Genomic DNA, 23064 nt, shown 5'->3' on the forward strand with positions numbered 1-23064 from the left:
GGGACTAAAATCAATTTAGTATCTGTAGTATTCTGGTTTGAATGGACCTTGAACTTCAACACCAATATAAGCAGCTTGATCTTCTCTTAAAACTTCAAGTTCAACGCCTAATTTTGCTAAGTGTAAAGCAGCAACTTTTTCATCTAAATGTTTTGGTAACATATAAACGTCATTGTTGTAAGCAGCACTGTTGTTCCATAATTCGATTTGCGCCAAAGTTTGGTTTGTAAATGAGTTACTCATTACAAAACTTGGGTGACCTGTAGCACAACCAAGGTTTACTAAACGACCTTCAGCCAAGATGATGATGTCTTTTCCGTTGATGTTATATTTGTCAACCTGAGGTTTGATTTCGATTTTAGAAGCACCGTGGTTTTTGTTTAACCAAGCCATGTCGATTTCGTTGTCGAAGTGACCAATGTTACAAACAACAGTTTTGTCTTTCATTTGCTCGAAGTGCTCTCCAAGAACGATATCTTTATTTCCTGTAGTTGTAATGATGATGTCAGCATTAGCAATTACAGTGTTTAATTTTTTAACTTCGTAACCGTCCATTGCAGCTTGTAAAGCACAAATTGGATCGATTTCAGTAACTGTTACAATGGAACCAGCACCTCTGAAAGAAGCAGCAGTTCCTTTTCCAACGTCACCGTATCCGCAAACAACAACTCTTTTTCCAGCTAACATTAAGTCAGTTGCACGACGTACAGCATCTACAGCAGATTCTTTACATCCGTATTTGTTATCAAATTTAGATTTAGTAACAGAATCGTTAATGTTGATAGCAGGCATTGGTAAAGTTCCAGCTTTTACTCTTTCGTAAAGTCTGTGAACACCAGTTGTAGTTTCTTCAGAAAGACCTTTAATTCCAGCAACTAATTCTGGGTAACGATCAATAACCATGTTAGTCAAATCTCCACCGTCATCAAGAATCATGTTCAATGGTTTTCTGTCTTCACCAAAGAATAAAGTCTGCTCAATACACCAGTCAAATGATTCTTCGTCAAGACCTTTCCAAGCATAAACTGAAATTCCAGCAGCAGCAATAGCAGCAGCAGCCTGATCCTGAGTAGAGAAAATGTTACAAGAAGACCAAGTAACTTCTGCACCAAGAGCAATTAAAGTCTCGATCAAAACAGCAGTTTGAATCGTCATGTGCAAACATCCAGCGATACGAGCACCTTTAAGAGGTTGTTCGTCTTTATATTCAGCACGAAGCGCCATTAAACCTGGCATTTCAGCTTCAGCTAGTTCAATTTCTTTTCTTCCCCAAGCCGCTAGAGAAATGTCTTTTACTTTGAAAGCCACATAAGGCGTAGTCGATGTACTCATTTATATTATATTTGTATAATTGTAAAATTTTTGCAAATTTAAGGAATAGCTTTTTATTTTTACTACTTTCTCTAAGATTTGTGAAATCTTTAAATTCTTAATCTTTAGAACATTAGTTTGAAAAACGATTTTAACCATATAAGTGGTATAAGTACATTTAAAAAAGGATTCTTAATTATGCTTTTTGAAATCATGCAAGTGATATAAGTTCATTTAAAAAGATTCTGAAACTATTACCTTTGTCGTGAATTGCTTATATTTACTAATGCTTTTTTAAGCCAACAGTTATGTTTTCTTAAATGACTTATATGGTTTAAAAACTCATAATTTACAACTCATAATTCATCATTAAAAAATGCCTCTATTTCAGACCATACAATTCAATGAAACTACTAAAATCTTAATTTGGGAGATAACCGAATCTTTTGATGAATTGTATAGTCGAGTTATTTTGAAAGAAAAAACACAAAAGAGATTGGACGGAATGAAATCGCAACTGCATCAGCGTGCTTTTTTGAGTGTTCGAATGCTGATTCAGGAAATGGGTTTTACGGATAAAGATTTACATTATGACGAATTCGGGAAACCCTATTTTGATTGCCATAATTATATTTCAATCACACATTCATACCATTTTGCGGCAATTATTATCAGCCACGAAACTGTTGGAATTGATATGGAATTACAGCGCGAAAAAATTCAGCGAATTGCAGATAAGTTTACTGATTATGAATGTGGTTATTTAAAACCGGAATTTACAGAGGAATACATTAAAAAACTTACGGTAATCTGGGGTGCCAAAGAAGCCATCTTTAAAATCAGAAATGAAAAAGGAATCAGTTTTAAAGATCATATTCAGGTTGAGGATTTCTCTTTAGAAAAAGAAAAAACTCAGGCAAGCCTTCATTTTGACGATTTGGTAAAAGATTTTAACGTGTATTATCAGGAAGTGAAATCGAATAAATTTGAAGGGAGTTTTACTTTGGTTTATGCTTTTGAGAAGTAGTTTTTCAATATGAAAATTCCAAATGCCAAAATTTAGAGTTTTAAACCTCGCTTTCTTTTTGTCGATGCTGAAACATACTTACATACAAAAAAGTACTCATTTTTCGAGCACGCCTTTTTAAGGTTTCCACATTTTCGCCCTCAAAATGTTCGTCTAAAGTCTGAGACCAGTGATTCAGCCAGATTCCGAATTCATTTGGTGTGATTTTTTCGTCGAAATGAGCATCAACTTCATTGTGAACTGCATGCGGATTTCCTTTGTATTTGCGAACGCCAAACAAATTAGTTTCCCAAAAATCCGTCAGTTTTTCAAGATGTGCATCCCAGTCGGTAATCATTTCATTAAAATAAAAGCCGATTTCTTTGTCGGCTCTTATTTTAGTATAAAACTGATGTACTAAGAAAGAAACGTCAGCTCTGTTTTCTATTTGTTTTTTCATAGAATAAAACTATTCAAAAGTATAAAGAATACACTTAATACTCCACTTAAAATAATAAAGTTAAAAACCGTTTTATGCTTCATTTGCGCCAATATTGAAGTGTTTGCAAATACACAAGCTAATACAATAATGGCAAGTTGAATCATTTGCGGGATAGACGTTCCGTTTGCTAAAACGTACATGGCTGCAGCACCGCCTAAACAGCTTTGTGCAATTACTGCCATTGCAGCAGAACCCATATAATTTCTATTAAAAATGTCGAATGTTGATTGATATAGTGTCATGATATATTGTTTTATATCAACAAAGTTACATGCACAATACCACTACATTTTATGACTTAAATCATAAAACGAGAACTTTTTTTATCTATATACTTTTCGGTTTATAATCTTCAATTCGCCTTTTTTTTCTAAGTTTTTTATTGCTCTGATAACAGTTTCAACACGCAATCCGGTCAAATCGCCAATTTGCTGTCTCGTAAAATGAATGAGATAACCATTATTGTCTTTTGGAAAATTGAAGTAAAGTATTCCGTAATCGATTAATTTCAAGACACGATGTTCAGGATCGTGAGTTGAGATTTCTGCTGACATTATAGATTTGTAATATAAACGTTGTGCAAGATTTTCTATTATTTGTATGCTAATAGCTGGATTCTCTTCCAGAAGTTTCGTAAAGCTTGGTTTATTCAAAGCAAGAATTGTGCTTTCTTCAACGGCAATGGCATTGGCCGGATACCTTTGATTTAGAAATAAAGGAGGTTCACCAAAAGACTGATTTTTATAAAATATTCCTTGTATAAATTCACGACCATCATCATTATAATTACTCATTTTAATTTCGCCCGAAATAATCTGATAGTAATGTGTAGGAAGATTGCCTTCTTCAAAAATTGGTTCGTTTTTTTGGAAGGACTTTTTTAGGGCGCCATATTTTTCTAATAATTCGGAAGAGATCATTTTTACTTGCTTGTGGATAGGAAATATACAAATTTAATTGATTTAAAATAGTTCTTCTACGTTAAAAACTTTTTACTTTTACAGCCATTATGGAGCAAAAACTACGCACTATTCATCAACAAATTTTAGACGCTAAAAAAAATGGACAAAAATTATTGGCCATACTTTTAGATCCTGACAAAATTGTGTTGGAAAATATAGATCATTTAATACTTAAAATTAATGAATCACCGGCAACTCATATTTTTGTTGGCGGGAGTATTGTTCAAAATACTATTTTAGAGGATTTGATCTCAGTATTAAAACAAAAAACAAATCTTCCCGTTATTATTTTTCCTGGTGATCCTTCGCAAATTTCTCCTCAGGCCGATGCGATTCTGTTTTTGTCTTTGTTGTCTGGTCGAAATCCGGATTATCTAATAGAATATCAGGTTCAGGCGGCGCCAGTTTTAAAGAAAATGAAGATTGAGGTTATTTCTACAGGTTATATTTTGATAGAAAGTGGCAATGAAACAGCTGTGGCACGTGTAAGTAAAACCAAACCTCTTAATCGTGAAAATTTTGATTTGGCTTTAGCAACAGCGCAAGCCGGAGAGATGTTAGGTAATAAATTAATGTATTTGGAAGCCGGAAGCGGAGCTAAAAATGCCGTTCCGTTGAAAATGATACAGTTAATTTCGCAAAATATAGAAATTCCTATTATTGTTGGCGGAGGAATTGTAGATTTGCACGCAATTCAAAATGCATATAATGCCGGTGCCGATTTGGTGGTTATTGGTACTGCTTTTGAGAACGATAGCCATTTTTTTGAATCATAAATCGATAGCAAAATAACCTTTACAAAATGATAGATTTTTTTCTTGAAAGTTACAGAAATGCTCCTTTATGGCATATTGCCTTGGAGTTTTTGGTTTTTGTTTGCGGAATTTTAAGCGTTTGGTTTGCTAAGAAAGAAAATATCTGGGTGTATCCTACAGGTTTAATTGCTACGGTGATTTCAGTGTATCTTTTATATATTGCGGGCTATATTGGTGATATGATTATCAACGGATATTTCTCAATTATGAGTATTTATGGTTGGTATGTTTGGGCAAAAGGCGGTTCAGTAGAAGACAATTTGCCGATTACTCGTACAAATTTTAATGAAAAAATAATCGGAATCGTACTGTTTATTGTTACTGTTTTTGTAGTTTTCGGGATTTATAAATATTTCGATTATGAAATACATAAAGATAATTATATCGATATGATTTCGTCAGGAATATTTTTTGCAGGAATGTGGTATATGGCCAGGAAAAAAATCGAAAACTGGACACTTTGGATTATTGGTGACATTATTGTAGTGCCTCTTTATGCTTATCGTGGCTTAGGGATGTTGTCATTACAGTATTTAATTTTTACAATTTTGGCTATTTCAGCTTATTTAGAATGGAGAAAAATCTTAGACAGCAAAAAACAACAATCATAAAAATTGCTTTATTTGGTCCTGAAAGTACAGGGAAAACCACATTAGCAAAACAGCTTGCAGACTATTACGAAACCGAATGGGTGCCGGAGTTTGCACGTGATTATTTGCAGGAAAAGTGGGAGGAGAATCAACACATTTGTGTTGCTGATGATATGATGCCAATTGCTTATGGGCAAACTTTGTTAGAAAATGAAAAGTTAACAACAGCAAAAAAATATTTGTTTTGTGATACCAATTTAATGGTAACCAAAGTCTTTTCTGAAATGTATTATGGTTTCTGTGATCCGCTTTTAAATGAAGCGGCACTTAAACATGAATATGATTTATTCTTCCTTACTGACATTGATGTTCCTTGGGAAAAAGATGATATTCGAGATACACCCGAAGGAAGAGAAACTGTCTTCTCTGTTTTTAAACAAACATTGATAGATACCAAAAAACCTTTCATAACGATTTCAGGAAATAAGGAATGCCGATTAGCAAAAGCTACTAAAATAATTAACGATTTGACTATTGCAAAAGCTAATGGTTTGTCATCTGCTGATTTTGTCCAGATATATAATCAGGGAATTCCTTTTGAAAGTATTTTAAAGCAATTGGAGATTTTTAAAAACGGTATTGCAAAGAGTAATCTTTTAAGTCCTGCAACAATCAGCAATGGTATATTAAGTTTGTCGGAAAGTGATTTTGAAGAAAAAGCCTCTTTTTTTGACAATCAAAAAGAAAACCTGAAAATCAAAAAATTTGTTCCTGCTTCTGGCGCGGCTACAAGAATGTTTAAGTTTTTGATAGCTTTTCTAAATGATTTTGATATTCAAAAAGAAACAATAAATGCCTATATAAATAGAAAGAAAGATAAAGAGCTTGCTATTTTTATTGTTGGAATGGAAAAATTCCCATTTTTTAAATCGGTTGATAAAAAACTGAGAGAAATTTATCCTGATTTTGAGAGTTTAGAAAGAGACTATAAGAATTACTATTTTATAAAATTACTGTTGTCTTCAGACGATTTTAATTTCGCAAATAAACCTAAAGCAGTTTTGCCATTTCATCAGTACGAAAAGCATATTGCAAATCCAATTGAGGAACATTTGAATGAATGTGTGCATTATGCAACCTCAAAAAATGAATCTAATTTGCATTTTACAGTTTCAGAAATTCATCAGGATCTGTTTGAAAATGCCGTTGCTCAGGACAGAGAAAAGATTGAAAAGCCTTCAGGAGTAAAAATCAATATTGGATATTCATATCAAAATAAAAGTACGGATTCTATTACTGTTGATTCCGAAAATAAACTTGTAAAAGACAAAAACGATCGTTTGATTTTTAGACCGGGTGGTCATGGAGCTTTAATTGAAAATTTGAATGATCTTGATGCTGATGTTATTTTTATAAAAAACATTGATAACGTAATTCAAAATCATATAGAGCAAATTACGCTTTATAAAAAGGCTTTAGCGGGAGTTTTAATTAAGGTGCAACAGAAAGTTTTTGGTTACCTAAATGCTATTGAAAATTGCGAAATCAAGGAAACTGATTTAGAAGAAATCGTTGTTTTTTTAGAAGAAAAACTGAATGTTTTTATCAATGGTGATTTTAATAAATTTACTACTGAGAATAAGATTAATAAAGTTAAAGAACTTTTAAACAGACCTATTCGTGTTTGCGGAATGGTAAAAAATGAAGGAGAACCTGGCGGAGGACCATTTTGGGTAGTAAATGATAAAGGTATTAAATCGCTACAAATTGTAGAAACTTCGCAAGTTGATTTAACTGATAAAAAGCAAGGTGAAATTTTGGCGCAAGCCACTCATTTTAATCCGGTAGATTTAGTTTGCGGAATCAAAAATTACAAAAAAGAAAATTTTGATTTATTGCAATTTGTAGATCAGAAGGCAGGATTTATTGTAGAGAAAAGCATAGAAGGTAAAACAGTGAGAAGTTACGAATTGCCGGGATTATGGAATGGTTCGATGGCAAACTGGCTTACCGTGTTTGTTGCTGTGCCCCTGATAACTTTTAATCCGGTGAAAACGGTAAATGACTTATTAAAAGCAGCGCATCAGCCACAATAATGGAAACAGAGAAAATCATATCAGAATTAAGTTTTAAAGCGGTTCGCAGCAGTGGAGCAGGCGGACAGAATGTGAACAAAGTTTCATCAAAAATCTTTTTATCTTTTGATTTGAATGCTTCGCAGGCTTTATCTGATGATGAGAAATTACTTTTACAATCTAATATTGCACACCGTTTAACAACCGAAAACATTCTGATTTTAAATTGTGATGAAGATAGAAGTCAGCTTAAAAATAAAGATATTGTTATAAAACGTTTTCTCGAAATTATTAAAAAAGGTTTATACGTTCCGAAAGTTCGTAAGGCAACAAAAATTCCTAAATCAGTAATTAAGAAAAGAATTAAAGACAAGAAGAATATTTCTGATTTAAAACAATCGAGAAGAAAGCCAAACTTAGAATAAATTTCAAGTTTTAAAATTCCAAATTCCAAAAGAATCAAAATAAGTCTGTTTTGGAATTTGGAATTTCTTTTTTGGAGTTTTAAATATTTTAACATTACCTTTGCATTGTCTCAAAGGGGTGCTCTAAATAACGAGCTGAGATCATACCCAAAGAACCTGAGCGAGTAATGTTGCTAAGGGAAAAAACGACACTATTGAGCGTGCACACTTTATTTTGTCGTGAAACAATTTTATTAATTTAACAAAGAATAATTCCCCCTTTTATTCGTAATTCTTTACGAATGAAAACTATTTTTCAAGGTGCTTTTCAAGGTACAAAGGTACAAAGGTACAAAGTTGCAAAGCTGAGCAACAAATCCAATTTCTTTCTTCTTTCTTCTTTTTTCTTCACACTATTCTCTATTGCGCAAGAACAAGATTCAACCAAAGTAAATCAGCTTGACGATGTATTGGTTTCGGCGGTTCGTGTTACTTCAAAAACTCCGGTGAGTTTTAGTAATATGGACAAAAAAGAAATTAAATACAGAAATCTGGGTCAGGATATTCCAACTTTAATGAATTACCTTCCTTCAGTGGTGACAACTTCTGATGCAGGAAACGGAATTGGTTACAGCGGAATCAGAGTCCGCGGAAGCGACGCAACTCGTGTAAATGTTACGATTAACGGAATTCCATACAACGATGCTGAAAGCCAGGGAACTTTTTGGGTAAATATGCCCGATTTTGCTTCTTCTGTAGAAAGCTTGCAGTTACAGCGCGGTGTCGGAACTTCTACAAATGGTTCTGGAGCTTTCGGTGCGAGTTTAAATATGCTGACGGATAATTATGCTTCTAAGGCGAATGGTGAAATTTCGAGTTCATTCGGAAGTTACAATTCAAATAAAAATACTGTAAAATTTAGCACTGGATTATTAAATGATCATTTTGAGTTAGCCGGACGTTTGTCTACAATAAAATCAGATGGTTATATAGATCGCGCGAGTTCTGATTTGAAATCGTATTTTCTTCAGGGAACTTACGTTGGAAAAACAACATTAATAAAAGCATTGGTCTTTGGCGGAACCGAAGAAACCTATCAGGCATGGAATGGTATAGATGCTGAAACGCTGGTAAGCAATCGTACTTATAATTCGGCTGGAAAATATAAAGATGAGCAGGGAAATGTTCATTTTTATGACAACGAAACCGATAATTACAAACAAGATCATTATCAATTACATTGGAGTGAATCATTTACGGATAAATGGAGCACTAATTTTGCTTTGCACTACACAAAAGGACGTGGTTATTACGAAAATTACAAATATGATACACCAATTGCCGGTTATGGCGATATTCAGCCAACAAAAGAGGTCGAGAATGATTTGGGAGAATTAGTTCCCGGAACAGATTTGATTCGTCAAAAATGGTTGGACAATGATTTCTACGGAACCACTTTTTCTGTAAAATATAAAGAAGAAAAACTAGATGTTATTTTTGGCGGAGGTTGGAATAAATACGAAGGCGATCATTTTGGTAAAGTAATTTGGGCAAGAAATATGGGGCCAACAGAATTAGGTGATCATTACTATGATGATTTTTCGACCAAAACGGATGGTAATATTTTCGCAAAAGCAAATTATCAATTCACGGAAAAATTAAGTTTCTATGGCGATTTGCAATACAGAAATGTAAAATATAAAGCCAATAGTGCAGAAACTGGTTTAGTTAATGATAATTTTAATTTCTTTAATCCGAAAGCAGGTTTGAATTATGCTTTTAGCGACAAAAGCACGCTTTATTTTTCTTATGCAAGAGCAAATCGCGAACCAAACAGAACCGATTATGAAGGCGGAAATGTAAAACCGGAAAAACTAAATGATTTTGAATTAGGATGGAGATTCAACTCAGAAAAATTCCAGTTGAATTCTAATTTCTATTATATGGGTTATAAAGATCAGCTGATTTTGACTGGAAGACTAGATGATGTTGGAGCGCCAATTCGAGCAAATACTGAAAAAAGTTACCGTTTAGGATTTGAATTGGATGCGACAATTGCCCTTTCTGATAAATTTATTTTGAGACCAAATTTCACTTTAAGTAGTAATAAAAATGTTGATTTGGCTGTTGAAGGTCAATATTACGGAACTACTGATATTGCGTATTCACCAGAAGTCATTGCGGGAAATATTATAGTATATACTCCAATAAAGAGTTTGCATATTTCATTATTGCAAAAATATGTTGGAGAACAATACATGAACAATATCGAATTGCCTTCAGCAAAATTGGCAGATTATTTTGTAAATGATTTAAATGTATCTTACGAAATCAAACCAAAATCGATATTCAAATCTATTATGATAACCGGAATGGTAAATAATATTTTAGACAAAAAATATGTTTCAAACGGTTATATGTGGGACATTTATCCTTACTATTATCCGCAGGCAGGAATTAACTTCTTAGCCGGACTAACTTTGAAATTCTAAAAACAAAAAAGCCTGAAATTAAATTTCAGGCTTTTTTTATATTAATTATAAACGTGAATTATTGAACCAACAACTTCTACTTTATATTCTTTCAACGGATACTGTTTTCCTCCAAGTCCGGTATATAAACTATACTCCGTTTTATCGCAGGAACAAAGGGAGTTGATGCCATTAATTGTCATAGCGACACATGAGCTAAGTTCTTGATTTGGACACGCAGCGTCGTAGGCTTTATAGGTGCCTCCGGCGTTAAAAATTATAACTCCTTTTGCGCCATAATTCGGAACTATAACTCCATTACTTGGAAATTTCAGATTGGAATAAGTTGGCAAATTCATATCTGCAGATAAATTCACAGTGTAATTCGGAATATAAGGATTGTTATTGCTGCGTTCATTTTCGCTACAAGCAGAAAGTATACATATTAAGACGATTAACAGCCAGATTTTTTTCATTATTTTAATAAGAATTAGTGAAACAAAAATAATTTATTTAGATTTGATTTTTATATGATTAACATATAATTATGTACTATTAAAAATAATAGTATATTTGTAATACAAAATCCCGTCCCGATGGGATTTTTTGTATTTATATAAACGATGAAGTTATGAGTAAAGTATCTTATTATACAGCTGAAGGATTAAAAAAATTAAAAGATGAATTGGAGCATTTAAAGAGTGTAATGCGTCCAAAGGCATCTCAAGATATAGCAGAAGCAAGAGACAAAGGCGATTTATCTGAAAACGCCGAATACGATGCAGCAAAAGAAGCACAAGGTTTATTAGAAATGAGAATTGCTAAACTGGAAGAAGTGTATTCGAATGCGAGATTAATCGATGAGTCACAACTTGATGTTTCTAAAGTTTTGGTGCTTTCTAATGTGAAAATTAAAAACCAAAGCAACGGAATTGAAATGAAATATACGCTTGTTGCTGAAAGTGAAGCAGATTTGAAAACCGGAAAAATCTCGGTAACTTCTCCTATTGGAAAAGGTTTGCTTGGTAAGTCTGTTGGAGAAGTAGCTGAAATTACAGTTCCAAATGGCGTTTTGAAATTTGAAATTCTAGAAATTTCAAGAGACTAAATATTTTTAGTTTAATCGTTTAACTGTTTAATCGGTTAAACGAATAAACAGTTAAACGATTAACCAGAAAAAATGAGCTCAATATTCACGAAAATAGTAAACGGAGAAATTCCTGCATATAAAATTGCTGAAGATGAAAATTATTTAGCTTTTTTAGATGTCAATCCAAATGCAAAAGGACATACACTTTGTATTCCGAAACAAGAAATCGATAAGATTTTTGATATGGATGATGAACTGTATTTAGGTTTAATGAAGTTTTCTAAAAAAGTAGCAATTGCTTTAGAAAAAACAGTTCCTTGCAAAAGAGTGGGAATGGCAGTTGTGGGCTTAGAAGTTCCTCATGCGCATGTGCATTTGATTCCGCTAAATCATATGGATGAAATGCGTTTTCATAATAAAGTAACACTTTCTAAAGAAGAGTTTGAAGCTTTAGCCGAAAGTATTAAAGCGAATTTGTAAAGCGTTACAAAAATAAAGGTTTCGACTCCGCTCAACCTGACAAAAGAATAAAAAAATGCAGTAACTAAAATTACTGCATTTTTTTATTTAATAAAATTTGAAATGTAGTTCCTTTTCCAATTTCAGAATGTAAAACTTTGATTTTACCGCTATGGTATTCTTCGACAATTCTTTTGGTTAAAGAAAGTCCTAATCCCCAGCCTCTTTTTTTGGTGGTGAAACCGGTTTCAAAAACGGTTTTGAATTGTTTTTTAGGTATACCGGAACCCGAATCTTTTACGTTTATTTTTACATGCTGTGAATCTTGTTCAATTTGCAGTTCCAAAGTTCCTTTTCCTTTCATGGCATCGATTGCATTTTTTACTAAATTTTCAATTGTCCAGCTATAAAGTGTTGGATTTAATTGAACCAAAACAGGATCTTTTGGAGTGTTATAAGAAAAACTTACTTGTTTAGAAAATCGCGATTGCAAATACTCAAAAGCACTTAAAGTTTCAGAAATGATGTCGTGGGTTTCTAAGATAGGAACTGAACCAATTTTCGAAAAACGATCTGTAATGGTTTGTAATCTTTCAATATCTTTCTGTATTTCTTCACTTATTGTTGGGTCTATGTTTTCTGTTTTTAAAATTTCAACCCAACCAATTAAAGAAGAAAGCGGAGTTCCAATTTGATGCGCAGTTTCTTTCGCCATTCCTGCCCAAAGTTTATTTTGAGTAGCCATTTTTGTACTCTTGTAAAAATTGTAAATCAAAGCACTAAACAAAAAGATAATTAAGACTAAGGCAATTGGATAATATTTAAGTTTGTTGAGTAATTCTGAATTTCCATAATACAACGTCTGAAATTTTCCAGGTGCATATTCAATCACAATTGGATCATTTTCACGCTTCAAATTATTTAAATAAGAAAGCGATTTTTCTTTGTCTTCAAGTATTTTTTCAGGAACATTCACAGAACTGATAATCTTATCACCATACATAGTAAGCATAACGGGAACAGAATGATTGTTGTTTAAGATCTCCAGCGGAATGTCTAGATCAGTATTTTCATCTGCACTTACGAGTGTTTTTTGCGCATGAGCCACAAGATTCATTTTTACACGTTCTTCATTTTTAAATATTTGGAAAAAAGTATAAGTATTCCAGAGAATCAAAGTGATGATTAGAAAGGAAATACTAATTATAACCCAGCGAGTTGTATTTCTGCGTTCAGAAAAGTGCATAAACTAATTTTTGAGGTATAAATATAACGAAATATACGCATTTTATATTTTGCGATTCCTGAAAGATTTTTGTTTTTATGTCTTAAAGTATTTTTTCGAATTAAACCATTTCTATACTTTTGTATTCACCAAAATGAGGTTTGGTTAAAACAAAAAATTATGATTAGCATCGATCCAAAGGAGATACCAACAGTAAAGTTGCAAGGTTATTTACAAAGTGCTGTAGGTCCAAGGCCAATTGCTTTTGCAAGTACAATTAGTGAAAAAGGAATTCCGAATTTGTCGCCTTTTAGTTTTTTTAATGTATTTAGCGCTAATCCTCCAATTTTAGTTTTTTCACCTTCAAGACGTGTTCGCGACAATACGATAAAACACACTTTAATAAATGCCGAGGCAACGCGTGAAGTGGTAATTAATGTAGTGAATTATGATTTGGTACAACAAACTTCTCTGGCAAGTACAGAATATGGAGATGGTGTAAATGAATTTATAAAAGCGGGTTTAACGCAGATTCCGTCTGATATTGTAAAACCTTATCGTGTTAAGGAGTCTCCGGTACAATTTGAATGCAAGATAACGCAAATTATTCCGTTAGGAACTGAAGGCGGAGCAGGTAATCTGATTTTGTGCGAAGTAGTGAAGATTCATATTCAAGAATCAATTTTAGATGAAAATGGAGCAATCGATCAGCATAAAATAGATTTGGTTTCAAGACTTGGTGCAAATTGGTATTCAAGATCTAATCAGGGACTTTTTGAAGTGGCAAAACCCTTGACAACACTGGGAGTAGGCGTAGATGCGATTCCGGATTTTGTAAAAGAAAGCGCTGTTTTTGATGGAAATGATTTAGGTAAATTAGGTAATGTGGAAGTGTTGCCCACAAGAGAAGAAGTTAGTATATTTGTGAAGGAAAATTTTTCTGTAAAAGGAGTTTTAAGCTCCGATGACCAGCAAAAAGTGCACTTAGAAGCTAAAAAGTACTTGGATAAAGGCGATGCAGAATCGGCTTGGAAAGTGCTTTTAGCGAAAAAATAAAAAAGAATAGAAACAATAATTAATTATAGACGAAGATGGAAGTTATAGGAAAAGTAAAAGTGGTAAATCCTGAGCAACAAGTTAGTGCTTCATTCAAAAAAAGAGAATTGGTTGTAACTACAGATGAGCAGTATCCACAGCATATTTTAATCGAATTTACACAAGATAAATGCGATTTATTAAGCAGCTATAAGCAAGGAGAGCCGGTGAAAGTTTCTATCAATTTAAGAGGAAGAGAATGGGTTAATCCACAAGGAGAAACTAGATATTTCAATAGTATTCAAGGTTGGAGAATCGAAAGAGTAGGTAACGAAGCGCCAACACAAGCGCCACCAATGCCAACAGCACAGACTTTTGCTCCAGCAACAAATGTAAGCGAAGACGAACCAGACGATTTACCGTTCTAAGAAAGGTTAAATTCTAAAAAAAATAAATTCCAAATTCCAATTCATTCGCTTGAATTTGGGGTTTGGAATTTTGTTTTTGAGTCGCTTTCTACTTTCGTTGAAATGAAAAGTTTGTGAAAATTTGGAATTTGAGATTTGAAATTTAATTATTGAAATCTAGATGTATTATTTATTTGAAGATTTATTTTTTCCACCAGTTACCGAAGCCGATGAAGAAGGTGTTTTGGCAATTGGAGGCGATTTAAGTTCAGAACGTTTGCAATTGGCTTATAAAAGCGGAATTTTTCCTTGGTTTAATGAAGGAGAACCGATTCTGTGGTGGGCGCCGGATCCTAGAATGGTGCTTTTTTTTGATGAATTAGTTATTTCGAAAAGCATGCGAAATATCCTGAATCGCAAAATGTTTAAGGTGACTTACAATAAAAATTTCAAAGAAGTAATTTCGAATTGCCAGCAGATAAAACGCGATGGACAAAGTGGAACCTGGATTTCTAACGAAATGATTGATGCGTATTGTAAATTAAATGAAGAAGGAATTGCGAAATCTGTTGAGGTTTGGCAGGATGAAAAATTAGTTGGTGGTTTGTACGGAATCGATATGGGAAATATTTTCTGTGGAGAAAGTATGTTTTCTAAAGTTTCAAATGCTTCAAAGGTTGCTTTCATTGCTTTAGCTTTATATTTGCAAAAAGAAAATTATAAACTTTTGGATTGTCAGGTTTATAATCCTCATTTGGAGAGTTTAGGTTGTCGTGAAATTGAGCGTGAAGCGTTTATGTCCATTTTAAAAAGTAAGTAAAAATGAGTGCAGTTTACAGTGTAAAAGAAATTTATATTTATCCGATAAAAAGCTTGGCTGGAATTAGTTTAAAAAGTGCCAATGCTGAAGAAATGGGCTTTGAAAACGACCGCCGTTGGATGTTGATTAACACTGAAAAGGTTCATGTTACACAAAGAGAATATCCAATTATGAGTCAGTTTTATCCTGAAATTTCCGGAGATAAAATTAAGATTACTTTTGAAAATGAAGTTCATGAATTCCTTATAAACGAACATCTCGAGATTGCTATAGATTCACAAGTATGGGACGACAAAAGCGAGGTTTTTGAAGTAAATAAAGCAACATCAAAATGGTTTAGTGATAAATTAGGTTTTGAATGTACTTTGGTGAAAATTCTAAAAAATGGTGACAGAAAACATGAAAGTTCCAGATTGAAAGAAACCTTCAATGTCAGTCTTGCTGACGGTTATCCGTATTTGTTAATTGGAACAGAAAGTCTTGATTTTTTGAATGGAAAATTAGAAGAAAAAATCACGATTAAAAGATTTCGCCCAAATATTGTTGTAAGTACAAAAAACGCTCACGAAGAAGACGACTTCAAAACCTTTACAATTGGAGAAGTTCAGTTTAAAAATATAAAACCCTGCGGAAGATGTATTATGGTTAATAATGATCCGCAGAGAGGAATTGTAAAGAAAGAACCTCTTAAAACGTTGAGTAAATACAGAAATGTAGATAATTCTGTTTTATTCGGGACTAATTTAGTGAGTTTAAATTCAGGAATTATTAGTGTTGGCGATGAGGTTGTTTTTTAGAAATTCAGTTTTGTAAAATTCCAGTTCAAAGTATTAAAAATTACCAATTCATTGTTTAAAGCAGGCAATTCCAGAATCAGTTTAAGCGTTTCGTGTGCCATCATATTTCCTATAATTCCTGGCAACGTTCCTAACACACCATTTAAATTACAATTCGGAACCTCTTTTGGATCGGGCATTTCCGGAAATAAATCACGAAGATTTTTACTTCCTTTATGATTGAAAACTGCAATTTGCCCTTCAAATCTTAGAATGCTTCCATAAACTAAAGTCTTTTTTAGCAGAACACAAGTATCATTTACCAAATAGCGCGTTGAAAAATTATCTGAGCCATCTACAATAATATCAAACTGTTCTATAATTTTTGATGCATTTTCTGCGGTTAATTTTTCATTAATCGCAATAGCTTCAATTAGCGGATTTAACTTAGAAACTACTCTTTGTGCAACAATAGCTTTTTGCTCGCCAATTTCATTTTCGGTATATAAAATCTGTCGATGAAGATTGTGAATCTCAATGGTATCAAAATCCATAATTCCGATAAAACCAACACCGGCCGTTGCAATATATTGTAAAATAGGGCAACCTAAACCACCGGCGCCAATTACTAAAACGCGTGCTTTTTTTAATTTTTCCTGACCTTCATCACCAATTTCAGGAAGAATGGTTTGTCTGTTGTAACGCAGAAATTCTTGAATAATACTCATTTTGAAATTTTAGATTGCTGATTTTTGGATTTTAGATTGTTGGAATTTGGTATTTTAAATATTGGAATTTTTAGATAAAACTTTTATCCCAATCTTTCCAAACAGGTTCATAACCTGCATTTTTTATAATTTTTGAAATTTCTTCTGCTGAGCGTTCATCGCTGATTTCGAATTGTTCCAAAGATTGTGGATCGACAACATAACCGCCCGGATTTGTTTTTGAGCCTGCGCTCATACTCGTGACGCCAATCGGGATGATATTGTTTCTGAATTTTTCGTTTTCTCTTGTTGAAATCGAGATTTCCAAATCTTCATTCCATAAACGATAAGCACAAATTAATTGTGTCAAATCTTTATCATCCATAATAAAATTTGGTTCGATAATGCCTTCAGCTGGGCGCAGGCGCGGAAAAGAAACCGAATATTTGGTTTGCCAGTATTTTTTCTGAAGATAATCTAAATGCAAAGCATTGAAAAAACTATCGGTTCGCCAGTCTTCCAAACCTAATAAAACACCTAAACCAATTTTGTGAATTCCTGCTGTTCCTATTCTGTCCGGAGTTTCTAATCTGTAATCAAAATTTGATTTTTTGCCTTTCGTATGGTATTTTTTGTAAACTTCCTGATGATAAGTTTCCTGATAAACCAAAACAGAATATACTCCAGCTTCATGCAAACGCTCATAATCTTCTGTAGAAAGTGGTTGCACTTCAACAGAAATAATTGAAAATTCTTTCCGTATTAAAGAGATTGCATTTAGAAAATAATTGATGTTTACAGTGTAATTGGCTTCACCTGTAACCAGTAAAACGTGGTCAAAACCTGTTTTTTTTAAAGCTTCGACTTCGAGTTTTATTTCGGCATCAGAAAGGGTTTTTCGTTTGATTTTATTGTCCAAACTAAATCCGCAATAGGTACAGATATTTTGACATTCGTTGCTTAAATAAAGTGGCGCATACATTTGGATGGTTTTCCCGAAACGCTTTTTTGTGATTTCATGGCATTTCTGCGCCATTTCTTCCAGATAATTTTGAGCAACAGGAGAAATCAAAATCAGAAAATCTTCGAGATTGTATTTGGCTTTAGCCAAAGTTCGTTCGACATCTTTTGAAGTTGTTTGATATATTTTGGACTGGATATCATCCCAATTATATTGCTCAAAAACAGATTTGAATGTGTTCATTTTTTATTTGTTTCCCGCAGATTTTGCAGATCATACAGATTAAATTTTATTAACTACGCGATGGATATTTTCAAGAATATTAGAACAGTTGAAATTCACCAACAATCCAAGTTTTTTATTAGTCAATTTTAAATAAGTATTTAATTGTTTAAAGTGAATAGATTTTATTTCTTCTACTGATTTTAATTCAATAATTACTTTGTCTTCCACTAAAATATCTAGTCTGAAAGTTATATCTAAATAAATGTCATCGTATCTCACGGGTAAATCAATTTGCTTAATTACTGCTAATCCATCTTTTTTTAATTGATAAAATAGGGCACTTTCATAGACAGATTCTAATAATCCAGGACCTAGATTATTATAAACTTTAAAAATTGCTCCTCTAACTTTATATGAAATTTCATTTTCTGACATAATATTGATTTTAATTTTAAATCAAATTTAATGAAAATTCCTACTTTTTTATAAAGTATTGTTTCGCGGATTTAGCAGATTGAACAATTTTTTTGCGTATTTTAATTCAAATAAATCTGTTCAATCTGCAAAATCTGCGAGAGATTAAAAATTATTCATATAAAAATGATGTCAGCGGGCTAGAAGCGACAGCATAATTATGTTGATTGCCAACTTTAGCTTCAAAAGCTTTTCTTCCGGCAATTACAGCTTCCTTAAAAGCCTCAGCCATTAATTTTGGATTTCCGGCAACGGCAATTGCAGTGTTCACCAAAACAGCATCGGCACCAATTTCCATTGCTTTTGCAGCATCAGAAGGAGCGCCAATTCCAGCGTCGACAATAACCGGAACAGTACTTTGTTCAATTATGATTTCTAAAAAACCGATCGTTTTTAAACCTTTATTGCTACCAATTGGCGAGCCCAGAGGCATTACGGCTGAAGTTCCGGCACTTTCCAAATGTTTACACAAAACAGGATCAGCGTGAATGTATGGAAGTACAATAAAACCAAGTTTAGCCAATTCTTCGGTTGCTTTTAATGTCTCAATAGGATCCGGCATTAAATATTTTGGATCTGGATGTATTTCGAGTTTTACCCAATTGGTTTCTAAAGCTTCACGTGCCAATTGCGCTGCAAAAACGGCTTCCTTCGCATTTCTTGCACCCGAAGTATTTGGCAATAAATTAATATTTGGATGTTTTAAATGGGATAAAATAGCATCAGTATCGGTTTCCAGATCGATGCGTTTTAGTGCAACTGTCACCAATTCGCTTTCTGAAGCCAAAATCGCCTGTTCCATTTCTTCGTTCGAACCAAATTTCCCTGTTCCTAAAAACAAACGGGATGTTAAGGTTTTGTTTCCTATTTTAAACAATGATGTTTGCATATAATTTTTCGTTGAGTTGCTGAATTAGTTTTTCTTTTTCATCGCTTTCTGTAATAAGTCCGGAAACAGCAATGCCATAAATTCCCGTTTCCATTAAAGGATTTACATCTTTTACGGTAATACCGCCAATGGCAAAAACCGGAATTGTGATGTTGTTCTTTTTCATTTTTTGAAGAATCTCAAAATATCCTGATAAACCTAGAATTGGACTTAATTTTCCCTTCGTGTCAGTAAATCTGAAAGGGCCTAAACCAATGTAATCAGCACCATTTTTTATATGATTCTGAATGTCTTCAAAAGTATTTGCAGTTCCTCCAATAATTTTAGTATTGCCCAAAATGGTTCTGGCTTCCTCGATTTTCATATCGGTTAAACCAAGATGAACTCCGTCTGCAGAAATCAATTCAGCGAGGTGCAAATCATCATTTACAATAAAATTCGCCAGATATTCTTCACATAAAAACTTTACAGCTTCCGCTAAAGCAAAAGTATCTTTAGCACTCTGATTTTTAAATCGCATTTGTATCCAATCACATCCGGCATCGAGCGCTTGCTGAATATTATACAATTGTTTTTCGATTGTATTTCCTTGAGAAATGTATTGCAATTTATTGTACATAATGATATCCTATTAAGGTTGAAGTTGAACTTAGGTATTTTTCTATGTAGGTTTTTGCATTTAGACAAGCTTCATGCAAAGTTTGATCTAATGCAAGATTTGAGGCTATTGCCGAAGATAAAACACAACCGGAACCGTGTTTTTCGAAGCAATTTTTTTCAGAAGGCAATAAGTCGATTACTTCGTTTTTCAGGAACAGACGATCGGTGCCTGACTCTGAAATATTATGCCCGCCTTTCAATAAAATGGATGTTGGGATTTTATTTTGTTGCCAAAGTTTGTTTATAAAAAAGCAAGGGAACAAAATTTCTATTTCATTATAATTGGGCGTAATTAAGTCAATTTTTGAAAGGATTTTATCTAATACCGGATAATCTTCAATTTTTATAAATTCAAATTCACTAGTCGATTTTAAAACAGGATCCCAAACCACTTTTGTTGACGGAGATAAGAGTTTTATGGTCGAAAGAATTCGGTTTAAATAATGCACAGAAGGAACAATCCCAATTTTCACCACACTGATTTTATAGCTTAAAAACATAGTTTCGATCGATCGGATAACAAAACTCAGGTTTGTCCATTCGATTTCATAGAATTTGTTTTCGGTCTGAATAGTATTGGCTGTCGAAATTGCAAATCCGGTTACCTGATGCTGTTCAAAGGTTTTGATGTCGGCTAAAACACCAGCGCCTCCACAAGGATCAAGACCGGCTACAGAGAGAACAATTGGGCGATCTGCTGACATAGTTTAAATTGTTTTAATGGATTTTCATTTTTCCAGATACTTCCTAAAAGCGCGATATCGTCAAAACCTTTTTTAAGCGTTTCCTGTATGTTTTCAGAATCAATTCCGCCTAAGGCTACTAGTTTTGTTTTATAATTTGAACGTTTTTTTATCTCTTCAAAAAGATCTATTTCCGGATGATAATTTTCTTTCGAAATACTTTTAAAAACAGGACTTAGAAAGGCATAATCAAAATCATTTTCTAAAGAATTAAAGTCTTCAATAGAATGGGTTGATGTTGAAATTGATTCGTATTTATACCTACAAGGTTTTGAAAACCTTGCAGGAAAGTTATGATCGGTTTTTCTTTCTTTTTTAGAAAAATGAATTCTCGTAATTACGAAATCTTCTGCTAAGGAATGATGATTGTGCAAGACAAGTTTCTTTCGATATTCAGGTTTTATTTGCTGAATAAACTGTGCCATTTCCAATTCAGAAAAATCAGGTTTTCTGATATGAAGTAAAGACAATCCTTCTTCAAATAAAGAATGAAGAATATTTATTTCATCTTCGACATAAAAAGGATTCGTAATCAAAATCATATCTTTCTTCTTGATTCTTTTATCTTTTCACTTAAATATAGATCTCTTTTCCTTGCTCAATAAATTCTTCTGATTTCTCCTGCATTCCTTTTTCTGCTGCAGCGACATCCCTGATTTCCTGAGATATTTTCATAGAGCAAAATTTTGGTCCACACATCGAACAGAAATGAGCCACTTTTGCGCCATCAGCAGGAAGTGTTTCATCGTGAAATTCTCTTGCTGTATCTGGATCTAAAGCCAAATTAAACTGATCTTCCCAACGGAATTCAAAACGCGCTTTACTCAACGCATTATCGCGATATTGTGCTCCCGGATGACCTTTTGCCAAGTCGGCAGCGTGAGCTGAAATTTTATAGGTAATCACACCGTCTTTTACGTCTTTTTTATTGGGTAAACCAAGATGTTCTTTTGGTGTTACATAACATAACATTGCACATCCGTACCACCCAATCATAGCTGCTCCAATGGCAGATGTAATGTGATCGTATCCTGGCGCAATATCAGTAGTCAAAGGGCCTAAAGTATAAAATGGAGCTTCATGACAATGTTCTAATTGTTTGTCCATATTTTCTTTAATCATGTGCATTGGCACGTGTCCTGGGCCTTCAATAAAAACCTGAACATCATGTTTCCAGGCAATTTTTGTCAATTCTCCCAAAGTTTCTAATTCGGCAAATTGTGCAGCATCATTGGCATCTGCAATCGAACCCGGACGTAAGCCATCTCCAAGAGAAAAAGCAACATCATATTGTTTCATGATTTCGCAGATTTCTTCAAAATGAGTGTACAAGAAGTTTTCTTTATGATGAAATAAACACCATTTTGCCATAATTGAACCACCGCGGGAAACAATTCCCGTAACACGATTTGCGGTTAAATGAATGTAACGTAACAAAACTCCGGCATGAATTGTAAAGTACGAAACGCCTTGTTCTGCCTGTTCGATTAACGTATCGCGGAAAATTTCCCAAGTTAAATCTTCGGCGATTCCTTTTACTTTTTCTAAAGCCTGATAAATTGGAACCGTGCCAATTGGAACAGGAGAATTTCGAATAATCCATTCTCTGGTTTCGTGAATGTTTTTCCCTGTAGATAAATCCATAATTGTGTCCGCGCCCCAGCGACAGGCCCAAACGGCTTTTTCGACTTCTTCTTCAATGCTTGAAGTCACAGCACTGTTTCCGATATTGGCATTAATTTTTACTAAGAAATTACGTCCTACGATCATCGGTTCGCTTTCAGGATGATTGATGTTGTTTGGAATAATGGCTCTTCCGCAAGCAACTTCTGAACGAACAAATTCTGGAGTAATTTTACTTTTAGGTGTATTAGCTCCAAAACTATGACCGCCGTGCTGACATTGCATTGCTTTTGTCTGCTCGTTTAAAAGTTCGATTCTTTGGTTTTCGCGAATCGCAATGTATTCCATTTCGGGAGTTATAATTCCTTGTTTGGCGTAGTATAATTGTGTTACGTTTGCACCTTTTTTGGCACGTTTTGGCTGATGTAAATACTCAAAACGAAGATGATTTAGGCTTTCATCTTTCAATCGGCTTTGACCGTAATCTGAAGTTATTTCACTTAGAATATCAACATCATTTCGATTTAGAATCCAGCTTTCGCGTAAGCGTGGCAACCCTTTTCTAATGTCAATTTCAACATTCGGATCGGTGTATGGTCCAGAAGTGTCGTAAACTGTAACGGGTGGGTTTTTCTCAATTCCGCCATTTGAAAGTTTAGTGTCGCTAAGATGAATCTCGCGCATGGCCACTTTTATTGAATGAATTTCTCCGTCGATATATACTTTTTTAGAATTCGGAAATGGCGTTCTGGATATTTGTTCTTCGTTTGTCATAGCTTGCATATTGTAAAATGTAAAATGTGAATTGTAGAGACGCATTTCAATGCGTCTATG

26 protein-coding genes are annotated in these 23064 nt (G+C 33.7%); 12 read left to right on the plus strand and 14 right to left on the minus strand.

Annotated elements, in window-relative coordinates; genetic code table 11:
* Positions 1 to 15 precede the first annotated feature (15 nt).
* Positions 16 to 1332: an adenosylhomocysteinase gene (ahcY, locus tag BD847_RS10810; RefSeq protein ID WP_115888258.1), complete on the minus strand. Its 1317-nt coding sequence runs from the start codon at positions 1330 to 1332 to the stop codon at positions 16 to 18.
* A 355-nt stretch (positions 1333 to 1687) separates the two neighbouring features.
* Between ahcY and BD847_RS10815 the strand changes: the two genes are divergently transcribed.
* Entirely contained in the window at positions 1688 to 2338 is a 651-nt protein-coding gene (locus BD847_RS10815; RefSeq protein WP_115888259.1) for a 4'-phosphopantetheinyl transferase family protein, read from the plus strand.
* Positions 2339 to 2378: 40 nt separating this feature from the next.
* Here BD847_RS10815 and BD847_RS10820 read toward each other — a convergent pair whose 3' ends face one another.
* The 3 genes from BD847_RS10820 to BD847_RS10830 form a co-directional block, all read right to left on the minus strand.
* Positions 2379 to 2777, minus strand: a complete 399-nt coding sequence (locus tag BD847_RS10820; protein WP_115888260.1) for a group III truncated hemoglobin — start codon at positions 2775 to 2777, stop codon at positions 2379 to 2381.
* Entirely contained in the window at positions 2774 to 3061 is a 288-nt protein-coding gene (locus BD847_RS10825; RefSeq protein ID WP_115888261.1) for a hypothetical protein, read from the minus strand. Before BD847_RS10825 ends, BD847_RS10820 begins: the two co-directional genes overlap by 4 nt.
* Before the next feature lie 81 nt (positions 3062 to 3142).
* On the minus strand, positions 3143 to 3739 hold the full coding sequence (locus tag BD847_RS10830) for a Crp/Fnr family transcriptional regulator (protein WP_115888262.1): 597 nt from the start codon (positions 3737 to 3739) through the stop codon (positions 3143 to 3145).
* Positions 3740 to 3828: 89 nt separating this feature from the next.
* On the opposite strand from BD847_RS10830, the gene BD847_RS10835 reads away from it, so the two are divergent.
* From BD847_RS10835 to BD847_RS10855, 5 genes are all read left to right on the plus strand, one after another.
* Positions 3829 to 4557: a geranylgeranylglyceryl/heptaprenylglyceryl phosphate synthase gene (locus tag BD847_RS10835; protein WP_115888263.1), complete on the plus strand. Its 729-nt coding sequence runs from the start codon at positions 3829 to 3831 to the stop codon at positions 4555 to 4557.
* A 26-nt stretch (positions 4558 to 4583) separates the two neighbouring features.
* Positions 4584 to 5207 (plus strand): nicotinamide riboside transporter PnuC, encoded by a 624-nt coding sequence (pnuC, locus tag BD847_RS10840; protein ID WP_115888264.1) that lies wholly within the window; start codon positions 4584 to 4586, stop codon positions 5205 to 5207.
* The gene (locus BD847_RS10845; RefSeq protein WP_115888265.1) at positions 5168 to 7282 is read left to right on the plus strand and encodes a DUF4301 family protein; all 2115 of its coding nucleotides are present in this window, start codon (positions 5168 to 5170) and stop codon (positions 7280 to 7282) included. The genes pnuC and BD847_RS10845 overlap by 40 nt, the downstream gene beginning before the upstream one ends.
* Complete coding sequence (gene arfB, locus BD847_RS10850) at positions 7282 to 7686, plus strand: alternative ribosome rescue aminoacyl-tRNA hydrolase ArfB (protein WP_115888266.1); 405 nt, start codon at positions 7282 to 7284, stop codon at positions 7684 to 7686. The genes BD847_RS10845 and arfB overlap by 1 nt, the downstream gene beginning before the upstream one ends.
* Positions 7687 to 7967: 281 nt before the next feature.
* Positions 7968 to 10157 (plus strand): TonB-dependent receptor, encoded by a 2190-nt coding sequence (locus BD847_RS10855; protein ID WP_115888267.1) that lies wholly within the window; start codon positions 7968 to 7970, stop codon positions 10155 to 10157.
* Positions 10158 to 10198: 41 nt separating this feature from the next.
* On the opposite strand, the gene BD847_RS10860 is transcribed toward BD847_RS10855, so the two are convergent.
* Complete coding sequence (locus BD847_RS10860; protein ID WP_115888268.1) at positions 10199 to 10612, minus strand: Rieske (2Fe-2S) protein; 414 nt, start codon at positions 10610 to 10612, stop codon at positions 10199 to 10201.
* Positions 10613 to 10767: 155 nt separating this feature from the next.
* Between BD847_RS10860 and greA the strand changes: the two genes are divergently transcribed.
* Positions 10768 to 11244, plus strand: a complete 477-nt coding sequence (greA, locus tag BD847_RS10865; RefSeq protein WP_115888269.1) for a transcription elongation factor GreA — start codon at positions 10768 to 10770, stop codon at positions 11242 to 11244.
* A gap of 72 nt (positions 11245 to 11316) precedes the next feature.
* Positions 11317 to 11706, plus strand: coding sequence for an HIT family protein (locus BD847_RS10870; protein ID WP_115888270.1), 390 nt, complete (start codon positions 11317 to 11319; stop codon positions 11704 to 11706).
* A 70-nt stretch (positions 11707 to 11776) separates the two neighbouring features.
* Here the strand turns inward: BD847_RS10870 and BD847_RS10875 are convergent, their stop codons facing one another.
* Positions 11777 to 12931, minus strand: coding sequence for a sensor histidine kinase (locus BD847_RS10875; protein ID WP_115888271.1), 1155 nt, complete (start codon positions 12929 to 12931; stop codon positions 11777 to 11779).
* Positions 12932 to 13090: 159 nt separating this feature from the next.
* Between BD847_RS10875 and BD847_RS10880 the strand changes: the two genes are divergently transcribed.
* The 4 genes from BD847_RS10880 (at position 13091) to BD847_RS10895 (ending at position 15969) form a co-directional block, all read left to right on the plus strand.
* A complete protein-coding gene (locus BD847_RS10880) occupies positions 13091 to 13966 on the plus strand; it encodes a flavin reductase family protein (RefSeq protein ID WP_115888272.1) in 876 nt (291 codons plus the stop codon).
* Positions 13967 to 14001: 35 nt separating this feature from the next.
* Positions 14002 to 14373, plus strand: a complete 372-nt coding sequence (locus BD847_RS10885; RefSeq protein ID WP_115888273.1) for a DUF3127 domain-containing protein — start codon at positions 14002 to 14004, stop codon at positions 14371 to 14373.
* 160 nt (positions 14374 to 14533) lie between these two features.
* Entirely contained in the window at positions 14534 to 15172 is a 639-nt protein-coding gene (gene aat, locus BD847_RS10890) for a leucyl/phenylalanyl-tRNA--protein transferase (RefSeq protein ID WP_115888274.1), read from the plus strand.
* 2 nt (positions 15173 to 15174) lie between these two features.
* Positions 15175 to 15969 carry an MOSC domain-containing protein gene (locus BD847_RS10895; RefSeq protein WP_115888275.1) on the plus strand — a complete coding sequence of 265 codons (795 nt, stop codon included), beginning with the start codon at positions 15175 to 15177 and terminating at the stop codon, positions 15967 to 15969.
* On the opposite strand, the gene BD847_RS10900 is transcribed toward BD847_RS10895, so the two are convergent.
* From BD847_RS10900 to thiC, 8 genes are all read right to left on the minus strand, one after another.
* The gene (locus BD847_RS10900) at positions 15966 to 16676 is read right to left on the minus strand and encodes a HesA/MoeB/ThiF family protein (protein WP_115888276.1); all 711 of its coding nucleotides are present in this window, start codon (positions 16674 to 16676) and stop codon (positions 15966 to 15968) included. The genes BD847_RS10895 and BD847_RS10900 overlap by 4 nt on opposite strands.
* Positions 16677 to 16746: 70 nt before the next feature.
* Positions 16747 to 17859 (minus strand): 2-iminoacetate synthase ThiH, encoded by a 1113-nt coding sequence (gene thiH, locus BD847_RS10905; protein ID WP_115888277.1) that lies wholly within the window; start codon positions 17857 to 17859, stop codon positions 16747 to 16749.
* A 39-nt stretch (positions 17860 to 17898) separates the two neighbouring features.
* Positions 17899 to 18276, minus strand: a complete 378-nt coding sequence (locus BD847_RS10910; protein ID WP_115888278.1) for a GxxExxY protein — start codon at positions 18274 to 18276, stop codon at positions 17899 to 17901.
* 151 nt (positions 18277 to 18427) lie between these two features.
* A complete protein-coding gene (locus BD847_RS10915) occupies positions 18428 to 19204 on the minus strand; it encodes a thiazole synthase (RefSeq protein WP_115888279.1) in 777 nt (258 codons plus the stop codon).
* Positions 19185 to 19823, minus strand: coding sequence for a thiamine phosphate synthase (locus BD847_RS10920; RefSeq protein WP_115888280.1), 639 nt, complete (start codon positions 19821 to 19823; stop codon positions 19185 to 19187). The genes BD847_RS10915 and BD847_RS10920 overlap by 20 nt, the downstream gene beginning before the upstream one ends.
* On the minus strand, positions 19813 to 20568 hold the full coding sequence (locus BD847_RS10925; RefSeq protein WP_115888281.1) for a hydroxymethylpyrimidine/phosphomethylpyrimidine kinase: 756 nt from the start codon (positions 20566 to 20568) through the stop codon (positions 19813 to 19815). Before BD847_RS10925 ends, BD847_RS10920 begins: the two co-directional genes overlap by 11 nt.
* Positions 20535 to 21149 carry a thiamine phosphate synthase gene (locus BD847_RS10930; protein ID WP_115888282.1) on the minus strand — a complete coding sequence of 205 codons (615 nt, stop codon included), beginning with the start codon at positions 21147 to 21149 and terminating at the stop codon, positions 20535 to 20537. The genes BD847_RS10925 and BD847_RS10930 overlap by 34 nt, the downstream gene beginning before the upstream one ends.
* Positions 21150 to 21180: 31 nt before the next feature.
* Positions 21181 to 23004: a phosphomethylpyrimidine synthase ThiC gene (gene thiC, locus BD847_RS10935; RefSeq protein WP_115888365.1), complete on the minus strand. Its 1824-nt coding sequence runs from the start codon at positions 23002 to 23004 to the stop codon at positions 21181 to 21183.
* Positions 23005 to 23064 lie beyond the last annotated feature (60 nt).

It is taken from the genome of Flavobacterium cutihirudinis, assembly GCF_003385895.1.
Classification (GTDB): Bacteria; Bacteroidota; Bacteroidia; order Flavobacteriales; family Flavobacteriaceae; genus Flavobacterium; species Flavobacterium cutihirudinis.